Here is a 13,068-nt window from a genome sequence, read left to right as displayed (position 1 = left end):
TCATCCTTTACTATTTTTTCTTCAGTTTATATACCAATGCTAATATCTCTGCTACTGCTTGATACATATCAGCTGGGATTTCTGAGCCTACCTCTAATTCCTTGTATATTAACCTTGCTAAAGGTTTATTTTCAATAATTGGAATATCATTTTCACTTGCAATTTCTTTTATCTTTATTGCCACATTATCTGCGCCAATAGCCACAACTATAGGTGCTCCATCCCCTCCTTGCTCATACTTAATTGCAATAGCTAAGTGGGTTGGATTTGTAATGACAACTGTTGCATCAGGTACATCTTGCATCATTCTACCAGATGCCATTTCTCTTTGTTTCTGCCTGATTTTTGATTTAATCAAAGGATCTCCTTCTTGTTGCTTATATTCTTCCTTGATTTCTTGCATACTCATTTTTAGTTCTTTATTATGTTTATATTTCTGATAAGCGAAATCAATTATAGATATTATAAGCATAACTATTGCTATTTTAAAAAATATATCTATAACGAGACTTCCAAAGGCCGCCAAAATAGCTTCTGTTTTTAAACTCCCGTATGTCATTATTTGCATATAGTTGTCTTTTACAAATTTATAAGCTATAACTGATATAAGAGTAACTATAGTTAAATTTTTAATTAAATCCACCACTGATCTCATGGAAAAGATTTTTTTAAACCCACTTATAGGATTTAGCTTTTTAAGATCTGGTTTAAGTGGCTCACCTGTAAATATAAATCCCGATTGCATAAGGCTAGCAACTATTCCCATTATCATAATAGGAACCACAATCGGCAAAATTAAAATACCAAATTTCATAAGTGATACCAAAAGTACAGTTTTAAAAGTATACTCAGTAAGTGTAAATGTTAAATAATTGTTTAAGAAAAGAATTAATATGCCTTTTAAATTGTCTAGAGTATATGCCCCAAGCGTCATCATCAGAACTGTTACTGTGAGTAGTGTTGTGGTAGAAGATAATTCCTTACTTTTGGCAACTTGACCCTTTTTCTTTGAGTCACTTTTCTTCTTAGGAGTAGCATCTTCAGTTTTTTCACCACTATCAGATGATACAAAAATAAGTAGTGGTATTACTTTATAAAGCCCCTTGATTATGTCTGGAATAGTATAAAAAGAATTCACTATTAAAGTTATAGCCGCAGGAAGCACTAATGAAAAGCAAGCAAGTCCTATTACTATTTTTATTGGCATACCTAAAATCATAACATTTAATTGTGGTACTGTTCTCGAAACAAGACCAATACTTAAATCTGTTATAATAATTATTAAAATAATCGGTATTGCTATTTTTAATCCAAGCGTGAAAAACTCTATGAAAACTTTCAGCATCATCATAGCAGTTTGCTGCGATAATATAAATTTCCCAATTTCAACATTATTGAATGAATCAATAATCGCTCTAATTAACATATGGTGGCCATCCACTACGAAGAACATTACCATACTTACCCAATAAAGCAAATTCCCAAGTAAAGTTACATTATCGTTAGATATCGGATCAAACATACTCATCATAGAAAATCCGATTTGGAAATCCATAAGTTGCCCAGCCATTTGTGCAGAGTAAAAACAAAACTTTGTTAAGTACCCAAGCATTAAACCAGTAACAACCTCTGCTAGTGAAAATATTATGAGCGTTCCATTATTAGTAATTAAATTTACATTTTGATAATTAATACCTGGCATAATTATAAAAGTGAAAACAGCACAAAATCCGACCTTAAGCAAAACAGGGGCAGATTTAGGGAAGAAAATTGGTATACTCATAAAGAATGCTGATATTCTAAGGAGTACCATGATAAAGCCCAAATAGTAAGCCATATTAGTCAAAACAATTCCACCTAACCTCCCATATTAGCTATAAGTGCAAAAATTCTAGTAGTAAAATCAAGCATTATATGGAGCATCCAACTACCCATTAATAAGCCAATTAGTGCTACCGCAACGAGTTTTGGCACAAAAGTTAATGTTTGCTCTTGAATTTGAGTAGTAGCTTGGAATATACTTATTATTAGCCCTACTACAGTAGCTACAACTAAAATTGGAGCAGATACCATTATTGCAGTATAGATAGCATCTTTTATTACGGATAATACAATATTCTCTGTCATTTAATTCACCTCAACTAAAACTCATAATCAGCGCTTTTGCAAGCAAATTCCATCCATCAACCATAACAAATAACAATAATTTAAATGGAAGAGAAATCATAACTGGTGGTAACATCATCATACCCATAGCCATAAGTATACTACCTGTTACTATATCTATTATAATAAACGGTATAAACAGCAAAAATCCCATTTCAAAAGCTCGCCTTAATTCACTTATTATAAACGATGGCACAACAGCATATAATGGTACTTTGTCATATGTAACTACAGGTTTTCCATTTTTAAGTATCTCTTTTCCATTAGCATCAACTTGATTTTTAACTGTATCTTGTAATTTACCTACATCTAAGAAAAGTTTTAAATCTTTTGCTCTAGTCTGTTTTAACATAAAGTCCCTCATAGGTTTAGAACCTTTTTCAATTGCAACCTTTTGAGTTATTTTACTGTTTAAATAAGGAGTTAAAGCCTCAGTATTGATTTTTGTAAATGTCGGCGCCATAGTGAAAAATGTTAAAAATAGAGCAAGTCCAATTATAACCTCTTTTGGTACTGCATTTTGAATACCTATAGCACTTTTGAATAATGATAACACTATAATTATTCTTACAAAACTTGTAGACATTATAATAATTGATGGCAATAAGGTAAGTACTGTTAGAAGCAATAATAACTTAATATTATCAACATACTCCTTTGGTGTACTTGCATTATCAACCGAAATATTAATTTTAGGTATTGGTATTGTAGTTGCATGTACAATGCTTATCGTAGCTATACCTGTTATAGCTAGAGCTAGAGCAAAAACAAACAAATTTTTATTTTTTATTTTCATATCTAACTTCCTCTTTAGTTTGCTTTTTCAAAATATGTTTTTTGAATAAATCCTTCATGTCTTCATATTGAGGTAGCTCTTTAATTTTTTCTATTTTTATAATCTCTTCGATAGGTAATTCAAATAGAATTTTAATATCATTTAAACTTGATGATACAGCATAGGCTTTATCACCGATTTTTACAACTGCAATACTGTTTTCCTTAGATAAAGAAATTCTATCGAGTATCCTCATATATCTACCATCTTGCAATTTGCGAAGTTTGGTTCCTCCATATTTCAAAGATAAATACAACATACATAATATAAAGGGTAAAAATATTATAATTTTAAACATCAATATCCAAAAATCTTTATCCATTATTTTATCACCTACTGTACCAATAAATCATTAAAATATACATGATCTATTTTGCCTTTTGTTAAAACTGGGTTTATTTTAGTTATTAATTCTTTTTTTATATTATCAACAACAGCATCATCAAAATCTGCTGCTTTTTTAGATCTTAGAGTTTTAATAACTAAATCCCTAATAATGGGCTTTTGTGCTTTTATCTCTGTATCTAAATCTGTATTTTCACCATACCCAACGTAAATAAGTACCTTTAGATACCTTTTTGCATCACTATCTGTTAAATTCACTAAGCATTCATCTAATGAATAAGTCACCTCTTTTGTCGCTACAGCATTAGTCGTTGAAGTAGTAGAAGTCGCCGCTCCTTTTTTACCAGCTATATACATACCACCAAAGGCCGCACCCCCAACTAGAATTAGTCCGAGCAATACTATAATAACTAATTTTAACGAATTTCCTTTTTTTGGTTTTTCACTCATTTCGTAATGGCCTCCTTATCATTTGCAACAATTAAAATATTTACCCTTCTATTTAAAGCTCTATTTGCATCACTACTATTTGCTGCAATAGGTTGATATTCACCACAAGCTACAGATTTAAATCGATTTGGATGGGCTTGTCCTTTTGTCACCACAAAATATTCAAGTACTTGTAGCGCTCTATCTGAAGATAATTGCCAATTGTTTTTATATTTAGAATTATTAATTGGTTCATTATCTGTATGTCCCTCTATTACAATATCATTAGGAAATGTAGATATTAGTGCATTTATTGAATTTAATACTGACTTACTTTTATCTATAATTTCTGCATTACCGCTCTCAAATATAATATTTTCACGAAGTTGAATTATAACTCCCCTATTGTCAGTTTTTATTACAACTATAGACTCTAATTTTTTATTTTTTATAAAACTTTGAACCTTCTTATAAATATTTTGTGTATCACTACCTGCTGCTCCAGATTGTAATGGCAACCCAACTAATGGAACATCTCCATCTTTCACATTAAAATCCACATTACTTTTTACGGTTTCGCCCGTTAATACAGATTGAAAAGATGATGCAACTTGTTTAAACTTAGTTGCATCAACTGTTGAAAAAGAATATAATACTACGAAAAAAGTTAGAAGAAGTGTCATTGTATCTGCAAAGGTAGACAACCAAGTATCTGTTCGTATCTCTGGTCTAATCTTCTTTTTTCTAGACATTCTCACTCACCTCAACTACTTTCTCCTGCTCTTCAATAAATTTAATTCTGTCCGCTGGTGATAAATAAGTGGTTAATCTTTCTTTAACACTCCTTGGATTTACTCCAGATTGTATTGAAAGTATTCCCTCAAGCATCATTTCGCGATTATTTACTTCAATACTAGATTTATAGGTTAAATTATGTGCCATAGGAATTAATACTAAATTTGCAAGTAATGCACCATAGAAGGTAGTTATTAATGCTTTCCCCATACCAGAAGCTACTGCTGAAGCATCACTTAGATTTGAGAGCATTTGAATAAGTCCTATAAGTGTACCAAGCATACCAAAAGCTGGTGCATAAGCTGCCCAAGCTTTTAATATATTAATCCCATCCGCGTGGCGCCTCTCCATTTCATCCGTTTCCAGCTCCATAACTTCTTTTATTGTTTCAGGGTCTAGACCATCAACAACCATTTGAAGTCCTTTTCTTAAAAATTTATTTGGCAATAAAGCTATGTCATCCTCAAGAGATAAAAGTCCGCCCTGTCTTGCTTTTTTAGATAAACTTATAAAACAATCAATAATTTCTGTACTAGCTGATGTGTTTTCTTTAAATGATTGTCTTATAATTTTTTTAACTCTCTTCATTGCTGAAATAGGATAAGCTATAAGCAGTGCAGCAAATGATCCACCCACAGTAATTGCTATAGAAGCTGGGTCAAAAAATATTTTTAAGTTAGTTCCACCAGATGCCATCCCCCATACCGTTAACCCAAATCCTATCACTATTCCAATAGTGGTCAAAAAATCATGCTTCTTCATGCAATTGCCTCCTAAAACTTGCCAGTAAATATCCTATTCTTATACTTTATTACCTCTTCAATTACCTCATCTGTACTTTCAATCACAATATACTTTTTTCCATTTGTTAAGGTTATTAATGTTTCTGGCATTATTTCAATCTTTTCTATAACCTCTGCATTTAAGACAAATTCTTTATTATTTAAGCCTGTAAGTTTTATCATGGGCCCTCCTATGATACTTTACTTATTCTATCTCTTTAAACCTATTATATCCTGTAGTATTTCATCTCCTGTGGTAATTGACTTACCCATTGCCTGAAAGGCTCTACTTGCAACTATCATATCTGTAAACTGCTCTGATAAATCAACGTTTGACATTTCAAGCATTGATCCAAGCATATCCCCATAACTTCCACTGTTATCAGTAGTTGGATCAGTCCCAACTCCCGATCTAACTACAGCATCTCCAGAGTTAGAAGTATTTTCATACAAATTCCCTCCTACCTTCTTTAACCCTGCAGGATTCTTAAAAGAAGCCATAGCGATTTGCCCAAGCACTGCTACTTTACCACTGTTTAAAACAGCTTTTATTGTTCCATTCTTTTCTATAGAAAAGGTTTTAATTCTATCTGCAGTTCCGGCAACATCAACTGATTCTGGAATTACAAGGGGTATTAGTGTTTCACTTGTAGTTAATGTTCCATTTGCATTAACATATGTTGATGTTGGCACACTACCACTGTATGTTAAACTAGCATTTCCCCCTTCACTCACAGCATATCCTAATACTCTTAATCCATCTGAATTCAGCAAATTTCCTTTATCGTCTAAAGTTAAAGCACCATCCCTCGTATATGATATCCCATTAAATGTATTAGCCGTAATTGTTTGAGAAGTAGTTGTACCAGCAACATTATCTAATGTTGCTGTCCCGCTAATTGCTCCCTTAGCAACCATTAAGTACCCTTCTCCATCCACAGCAACATCTAAATTTCTAGATGTTGGCTGCATCATACCTTGTCCTACCATAGTATCTATTCCTGCCATTTGAACACCAAGTCCTATTTGCTTAGCGTTAACTCCACCTGTATTTGTTGATGAAGATGACGCTTCAGATATACTTTGACTTACCATATCTTGAAATCTAACTCTCGAGCTTTTAAAAGCCGTAGTTCCAATATTAGCTATATTATTTGCGATAACGTCTAATTTTTGCTGATTTACTTTCATTCCACTTATTCCAGCATATAATGATCTTAACATAATATTACCCCCATTTTTTTAGTAAACACTTTGCTTCCGTCATTCCACAAAGTTAAGCTCCCTATAAGGTCCAGCTTATATCATAACTACACTATCTATATTTGTTATTACATTTCCTGTGCTTTGATTTTTATCCATTGCTGTAATTACAGTTCTATTTTTAATACTTGTAATCAAAGCCATATCTTTATATAGTATTAAGGATTGTTTAGAACCTTTGCTGTCTGCCATATTTATTCCTTCATTAATCTTCTTCCTATCAGCATCATCTAAGTTTATATTTCTACTATTAAGCCTTTGTGCTGCATGAGATGATATGGTAAAACATTCTTCTTTTTTTATCTGTTTATCTAAGACTTTATTAAAACTATTTTGATCTTTATTAACTTGATCACTTTTATTTTGTAAACCAACACCTGAATAATCAGGAAAATTTGCCGTTGAGTATAATTTGCCGTTTACCACTCTATAGGACATATAAACATCACCTTACTATCTTAATTAATTACCTTTTTATCCTACTTTTGAAATGTCATCATAACTTACATCCTTAGTTACTTCCTTACTATTTTCTTGATAAGAAATAGTTAAATTAATTCCCGTTGTAGTTTTAGCAACACTTTTAACAGTTCCTGTATATGCTACTTTAGCATCACCTATCGCGCTTGTTGTAACTTGTTTACCCATTAGATTTATAGCAGCTGAAAATACTGTATTATTATTTAAATAATTTGATGTAGCGTTTGATACATCTATAACATCTGATAAAGTGTCAGCTGGGAAATCCTTTGTAGTACCATCCGGTAATTGCACTGCCATGTAAGTTTTACCTGACTCCTTATAAACTGCCTGAACAGTTCCCCCATATTGAACTCCTTTATCATCATAACTCTCAAAAGCTACCATCTTTCCTACTAGCGAAGTTGAGTTTGAAAAAGTAATATTGCTATTTAAATTTGACATTTGTTCTAGTGACGCAAATTGTGCCATTTGAGCTACAAATTCTGTACCATCTTTAGCCGCCGTCGGGTCTTGGTTAGTAAGTTCGGCCGAAAGTATTTTAAGGAAAGAATTTTGGTCCATCGCTGTGCCTTTCTTTACAATTGCAGTCCCTCTGGTTGTTGCTCTAGATAAAGCTGCTTGTTCTGCGCTTGTTAGTACTTTTGTGTTTGAAGCCGATGTAACATCAGTTGCCATCTTATATCCCCCCTTAAATATTGATTTTTATCTATGCATAACTAAACAAACTTATTTACTTGATTATCTTCTTTAACATAGTTACTGCTTATCGCAACATCATCGTCTATATCCACATTCGTTTTTGAGTTCTTATCTTGTTTCCCATTATTATTGTTATTGTTTCCACTAGAGTTCTTGTTAAAAAAGGTGGAATCCTCATATACATTTATATCTAAGCTTTGAATTTTAATGTCCATATTTTTTAATCTATCTTGAATGTCCTGAACGTTACTATTTAATAAGTTATAAGTTTCTTTATTTTGAGCTAATATACTAGCCTTCATAATTCCACTTTCCATAGTAAGTTTTATTGTAATTTCTCCAAGTTCCCTAGGATTCATTTTCACTGTTAAATCCCTTATATTGTTAATTTCCATGAATTTTACAGATTTAATTACATCAGCCTCAAAATTGTTTTTATCAACTACTAAATTTGTACTTAGTACTTTGGATGCTTCTGAAGTCTTAACCGTTTGAAATTGATTCATAAAGTTAACCGCTTTTGATATTTTCACATCATCCTTGTCTCCACTTAGCAACTTATTAAGAAAGTTGTCCTCTGAAGAACTATTCCCAGAAGATTTATTGTCTTTTTTATTATCACTTGAACCCTGATTTTGATTTTTAGAAATACTTTCAGAAGTTGACTTTATGTTTTGCGACTTCACCCTTTTTATTAAATTGTCTTTTATTGATTTTTCATCACTATTATCGCTGTTAGTTTCAGGAGTGGGTACTTTTAATAAATTCAAATCTGATTTTATATCCTTAACCTGAGTAGTTAGCTTTTGAAGCATACCTAGCATTTCGGGCGTCACTTTAGTATTTTCTTTTGAATTTTGTAGTAATGATAATATTTCACTAAGATTATTTTTCAAATTACTTTTTGTTTCAGGTGTCAATTTTTCTGCACCTACTAATTCTTCTATATTAATAGAAGAAAGTTCAGTTCCCGAAGTTTTAGTAGTTGTAGTTTTATCAGTACTTTGAATCATAACAGTTAAAGATTGTAATAACTGCTCAATTTGTGCCATTTGATCAGTTGTTTTTTCGGTACTTGCTGATTCTCCTGAAGTAGTCTTAATATTTTGCTTTAATAAATCAATAATTTTCTTTAAAGTATTGTTTATCTTAATACCAACACTTTCTACCGAATTTTTTGGCAATTCCTTAATGTTTTGATTTAGTGTTTTAATTGTTTTTTCTATAGTGCTGTTTATATCTGCACTTACCTTATCACTAGCGTCAGCATCAACTACTATATTTTTGGGCAATTCCTCAATATTTTGTTTTAGTGGATCAACAGACTTGTCTACAACATTGTTTATCTCTGCACTTACCTTGTCACCAGTAGCAACATCATCTAAAGGCTTTGTTGTATCTCCTTCTACTGTAGTTTTACTAACATCATCCTTCTGATTTTCGTTATTTGTTTCATCCAAGTTTTCTTCTTTGCCATTTGTTTTTTTAACATCATCATTTGGTAAACTCTTAGATTTTAGTGTTTGATCATCTAAGGCTTTTTTAAATTCTTCTTTTCTAGCTGGTTGTTTTGGCGTATCAACTTTAGTAGGAGTATTATTATAATTTATTACATTATTATTTACATTCACTTTTCTCACCTCCTTTAATAACATATGTGGAAATAAATAACCATTAATATATAAGTCTATTTATTTCCATGAATCATTGTATTATTTCTAATAAAAGCAAAAAGCGCAAACTCATCATTACTCTTTTGCTCTATTAAATTTTGTTCTTTCAAAAACGCAATCTTCTGCTTTTCTTTCAAAATTTCAACAGTCTTTTTTTCAACTTGACATTGTTTCAATTCTTCTCTTTTTTTATCTAATATCTTGCCTTTATCCTCAAATACTATTGTACTTTTATCTATTGCATAGTTTAGCGCATTTAAATAATTTTGTTTAATTTTTTGTTTTATAATTGATTCATATGCATCTATATTTCTATGTGTCTTATAAGTTTCCTTTAAATTATTCAGCTCATTTTCAACAATGTTTTTTTCCCTTTGTGCCTCTTTAAACTCAAGCTTACTTTTATCTTCAAAATCTTGTCTAATATCAAGAAGTTTTTGAAGTCTGAACTTATATGCATCGCCCAATATAAAACCTCCTCTCATAAAAATATTCTCCAAGAGACTCACTTGAAACACCTATTCAAACATATTTTGGAGTACACTTAAACTAACATTAATATCAGTATTTTCATTTGTATCCTGCTTTAAAAAAGCCTCTATACTATCATTATACTTAATTGCATTATCAATTTTTTCACTACTTCCCTTTACATAAGCACCAATATTTATTAGATCCTCAGAATCCTTATAAGTTGCCATTAAGTCTCTTGCAAGGGACGCAGCCTTTTTATGCTCAGGCGTAGTGATTTCAGACATCAATCTACTAACGCTATTTAAGACATCAATGGCAGGGTAATGATTTTTACCAGCAAGTGCTCTTGATAAAACTATGTGACCATCAAGTATTCCACGTACTGCATCTGCTATTGGCTCATTGAAATCATCACCATCTACAAGCACTGTATAAAAAGCTGTAATAGATCCTTTATCAGACATTCCACTGCGTTCCATTAACTTAGGTAACATTGCAAATACTGACGGAGTATATCCTTTACTTGCTGGAGGTTCCCCAATAGCTAGTCCAATTTCCCTTTGTGCCATAGCGAACCTGGTTACTGAATCCATCATTAGAATTACTTTTTTACCTTGATCCCTAAAGTATTCAGCAATAGCTGTAGCCGTAAATGCACCCTTTAATCTTACAAGGGCTGCTTTATCGGAGGTTGCACATACTATAATTGATTTTTTCATTCCCTCATCGCCTAAATCCTTTTCTAGGAAATCACGAACTTCACGTCCTCTTTCACCAATAAGTGCAATAACATTTACATCTGCTTTTGCCCCTCTTGCAAGCATTCCAAGAGTCGTACTTTTACCTACTCCACTGCCTGCAAATATACCAACTCTCTGACCTTCTCCACAAGTTAAAAAGCCATCAATTGCCCTAACTCCAGTAGGCAGAATTTCTTTTATTCTACGTCTCTTTAAAGGATCTGGAGGAGATGCATTTAAAGAATATGCTGTGTACTTAGTAATTTCATCACCATTTAATGGATTTCCTAATCCATCTAGAACCTTTCCAAATAATTCATCTGAGCATTTAACACTAAGTGGATTTCCAGTTGGCACTACTCGACATCCGGGTGATATACCTACGAGTTCCCCAAGTGGCATGAGTATTACGTCCTTCTCACGAAAACCAACAACTTCGCAGGGTATCTCTTCGTTTGATATATTATAAATATTACATACTTCACCTACAAATGCTGTTATTCCCTGTACCTCAATTGTAAGTCCTATAACATTTTTCACCACACCCTCGCAGTAAGTGTAGTTAATATCAGGAATCTTTTTCATTAAATACTCAAAATTTAGAGATACCATAAAATCATTCACCCTCTTTATACTTGTAATTGCTCTTCCTTAAACATTTCAACTATTTTTTCTATACCATAAGATATACTTACAATACTTTTACCTGTTTCTTTTTCTATAACAGCGGTTCCATCCTCTAAGAAATTATCCTCTATTACAAATATATCACCCTGAAATGCAAGTTTACCTTTCCAACTTTCAACTTGACCCTTAACAGTATCAAAATGAGTGTTATTAGTTTTTATAATATATAATTTTATATTTCTTTCAGCTTTTAGGGTATTAAATATCATCTCATTTATTGCATCTGGCTCTTTTACTTCTTTTTTTAATATGTTCTCAGCTATACTTACAATTAGATCTTTTATATGTTTTTCTTTCTCTATCAAGAATTCATCATACTTAGATTTTGAAAGCTTTAACATATCATCTGCTTGTGCCCGCACTTCATTTGCCTCCTGCGTTGCACCGCTAATTGCTTCATTATACCCATTTTCATACCCTTCTTTATTCCCTTGTTCAAGACCTTCTTTAACCGCTCCAATTTTCGCCTCTGCAGCATCAATGATAGATTTTGAAATTATTTTCTCACTTTCGTGTCTTGCATTTTGCAGGATATTGCTAGCAAGTGTTTCATAACTTTCCATATTAGCATTTTTAACGACTTGCTGCTCATCTGTAATTTTGGGTAAAGGTTTTGCACTTAAATGGGTGCTTATTTCTTCCTCACCCTGCTTTATGACATTTGAATTTTTTATCACATTAAATGACAATCGATTCCTCACCGCCTCTTGAAAGAACAATTTCGCCAGCTTCATCTAAACGTCTCAAAATACCAACAATTTTTTGTTGTGCTTTCTCTACATCCATAAGTCTTACTGGTCCAAGGAATTCCATATCTTCTTTCAAAGATGCTGCGGCTCTCTTAGATTGATTCTTGAATATAGTGTTTGCAACTTCTTCTGAACATCCTTTTAATGCAAGAGATAAATCTTTAGTATCTATTTCTCTTAATGTTCTTTGTATTGAAACATCATCCAATGTAATAATATCTTCAAATACAAACATAGATTCTTTAATTTTTTCTGCAAGTTCTGCATCTTCTCTTTCAAGACCTTCCGTAATATTCTTTTCTGTAGTTCTATCAACTTGGTTTAGAATTTCAACTAGAGATTCTATTCCACCAATTACAGCACTATCTGTTCTAATTACAGAAGATAATTTACCATTTAAAACTTTTTCAATTTCTTTTATAACCATAGGCGAAATACTACTCATAGTTGCAATTCTATAAGATACTTCACTTTGTAAATCTAGTGGTAACTCTGCCATTATCTGAGCAGCCTTATCCGACTGCATATAACACATAATAAGTGCTATTGTTTGCGGATGTTCATTTGCTATAACATTTAAAAGTTGATGAGCATCTGCCTTCCTAGCTATTGCAAATGGTCTATATTGTTGAGTTTCTTCCATAACCTTATCTAAAATTTCCTTTGCTCTTTGCGAACCAAGTGCCTTTGATAACAAATTTTTTGCATATTCAATTCCACCTTCTAAAAGAAAATCCTTAGCTTTATTCATTTCCATAAATTCATCTAAAATTGACTTCCTAAGTTCTGGTTTAACTGAAGTAATATTTGCAATCTCATAAGTTATTTTTTGTATATCTTTCTCCGGCAATTTTTTTATTATACCCGATGATGCGTCCGGCCCTAAAGTTATAAATAATATAGCTGCTTTTTGAATTCCCGAAAGTTTTTCACCTTTAGCCACTACTT

Annotated in this window: 16 protein-coding genes; all 16 read right to left on the bottom strand. The window is 32.1% G+C overall.

Going from position 1 to position 13,068, the window contains the following annotated elements:
- Nucleotides 1–10 precede the first annotated feature (10 nt).
- Nucleotides 11–1,846: a fused FliR family export protein/FlhB family type III secretion system protein gene (locus KPL44_RS05040; RefSeq protein WP_407934992.1), complete on the bottom strand. Its 1,836-nt coding sequence runs from the start codon at nucleotides 1,844–1,846 to the stop codon at nucleotides 11–13.
- 11 nt (nucleotides 1,847–1,857) lie between these two features.
- A complete protein-coding gene (gene fliQ / locus KPL44_RS05035; protein WP_171296813.1) occupies nucleotides 1,858–2,127 on the bottom strand; it encodes a flagellar biosynthesis protein FliQ in 270 nt (89 codons plus the stop codon).
- A gap of 10 nt (nucleotides 2,128–2,137) precedes the next feature.
- The gene (gene fliP, locus KPL44_RS05030) at nucleotides 2,138–2,962 is read right to left on the bottom strand and encodes a flagellar type III secretion system pore protein FliP (protein ID WP_216247803.1); all 825 of its coding nucleotides are present in this window, start codon (nucleotides 2,960–2,962) and stop codon (nucleotides 2,138–2,140) included.
- On the bottom strand, nucleotides 2,946–3,323 hold the full coding sequence (locus tag KPL44_RS05025; RefSeq protein ID WP_216247802.1) for a flagellar biosynthetic protein FliO: 378 nt from the start codon (nucleotides 3,321–3,323) through the stop codon (nucleotides 2,946–2,948). The genes fliP and KPL44_RS05025 overlap by 17 nt, the downstream gene beginning before the upstream one ends.
- An 11-nt stretch (nucleotides 3,324–3,334) precedes the next feature.
- Nucleotides 3,335–3,796 carry a flagellar basal body-associated FliL family protein gene (locus KPL44_RS05020; protein ID WP_216247801.1) on the bottom strand — a complete coding sequence of 154 codons (462 nt, stop codon included), beginning with the start codon at nucleotides 3,794–3,796 and terminating at the stop codon, nucleotides 3,335–3,337.
- A complete protein-coding gene (locus KPL44_RS05015) occupies nucleotides 3,793–4,527 on the bottom strand; it encodes a flagellar motor protein MotB (RefSeq protein WP_216247800.1) in 735 nt (244 codons plus the stop codon). The genes KPL44_RS05020 and KPL44_RS05015 overlap by 4 nt, the downstream gene beginning before the upstream one ends.
- Nucleotides 4,520–5,332 (bottom strand): motility protein A, encoded by an 813-nt coding sequence (locus KPL44_RS05010; RefSeq protein ID WP_216247799.1) that lies wholly within the window; start codon nucleotides 5,330–5,332, stop codon nucleotides 4,520–4,522. The genes KPL44_RS05015 and KPL44_RS05010 overlap by 8 nt, the downstream gene beginning before the upstream one ends.
- Nucleotides 5,333–5,343: 11 nt before the next feature.
- The gene (locus tag KPL44_RS05005) at nucleotides 5,344–5,535 is read right to left on the bottom strand and encodes a flagellar FlbD family protein (RefSeq protein ID WP_216104905.1); all 192 of its coding nucleotides are present in this window, start codon (nucleotides 5,533–5,535) and stop codon (nucleotides 5,344–5,346) included.
- 27 nt (nucleotides 5,536–5,562) lie between these two features.
- Entirely contained in the window at nucleotides 5,563–6,576 is a 1,014-nt protein-coding gene (locus KPL44_RS05000; protein WP_216247798.1) for a flagellar hook-basal body complex protein, read from the bottom strand.
- A gap of 75 nt (nucleotides 6,577–6,651) precedes the next feature.
- Nucleotides 6,652–7,053: a TIGR02530 family flagellar biosynthesis protein gene (locus tag KPL44_RS04995; RefSeq protein WP_216247797.1), complete on the bottom strand. Its 402-nt coding sequence runs from the start codon at nucleotides 7,051–7,053 to the stop codon at nucleotides 6,652–6,654.
- Nucleotides 7,054–7,089: 36 nt separating this feature from the next.
- Nucleotides 7,090–7,773 carry a flagellar hook capping FlgD N-terminal domain-containing protein gene (locus KPL44_RS04990; protein ID WP_216247796.1) on the bottom strand — a complete coding sequence of 228 codons (684 nt, stop codon included), beginning with the start codon at nucleotides 7,771–7,773 and terminating at the stop codon, nucleotides 7,090–7,092.
- A gap of 41 nt (nucleotides 7,774–7,814) precedes the next feature.
- Nucleotides 7,815–9,428: a flagellar hook-length control protein FliK gene (locus tag KPL44_RS26010; RefSeq protein ID WP_216247795.1), complete on the bottom strand. Its 1,614-nt coding sequence runs from the start codon at nucleotides 9,426–9,428 to the stop codon at nucleotides 7,815–7,817.
- 56 nt (nucleotides 9,429–9,484) lie between these two features.
- Nucleotides 9,485–9,937 carry a flagellar export protein FliJ gene (gene fliJ, locus KPL44_RS04980; protein WP_253201618.1) on the bottom strand — a complete coding sequence of 151 codons (453 nt, stop codon included), beginning with the start codon at nucleotides 9,935–9,937 and terminating at the stop codon, nucleotides 9,485–9,487.
- 51 nt (nucleotides 9,938–9,988) lie between these two features.
- Nucleotides 9,989–11,296: a flagellar protein export ATPase FliI gene (fliI, locus tag KPL44_RS04975; RefSeq protein ID WP_216247793.1), complete on the bottom strand. Its 1,308-nt coding sequence runs from the start codon at nucleotides 11,294–11,296 to the stop codon at nucleotides 9,989–9,991.
- 17 nt (nucleotides 11,297–11,313) lie between these two features.
- On the bottom strand, nucleotides 11,314–12,060 hold the full coding sequence (locus KPL44_RS04970; RefSeq protein ID WP_216247792.1) for a FliH/SctL family protein: 747 nt from the start codon (nucleotides 12,058–12,060) through the stop codon (nucleotides 11,314–11,316).
- Nucleotides 12,050–13,063, bottom strand: coding sequence for a flagellar motor switch protein FliG (gene fliG, locus KPL44_RS04965; protein ID WP_216205795.1), 1,014 nt, complete (start codon nucleotides 13,061–13,063; stop codon nucleotides 12,050–12,052). The genes KPL44_RS04970 and fliG overlap by 11 nt, the downstream gene beginning before the upstream one ends.
- Nucleotides 13,064–13,068: the final 5 nt, after the last annotated feature.

Origin of the sequence: Clostridium sp. DSM 17811, assembly GCF_018861905.1 — a bacterium.
GTDB classification, from domain to species: Bacteria; Bacillota; Clostridia; order Clostridiales; family Clostridiaceae; genus Clostridium_AD; species Clostridium_AD frigoriphilum.
This window is presented reverse-complemented; position numbering and strand designations above follow the sequence as displayed.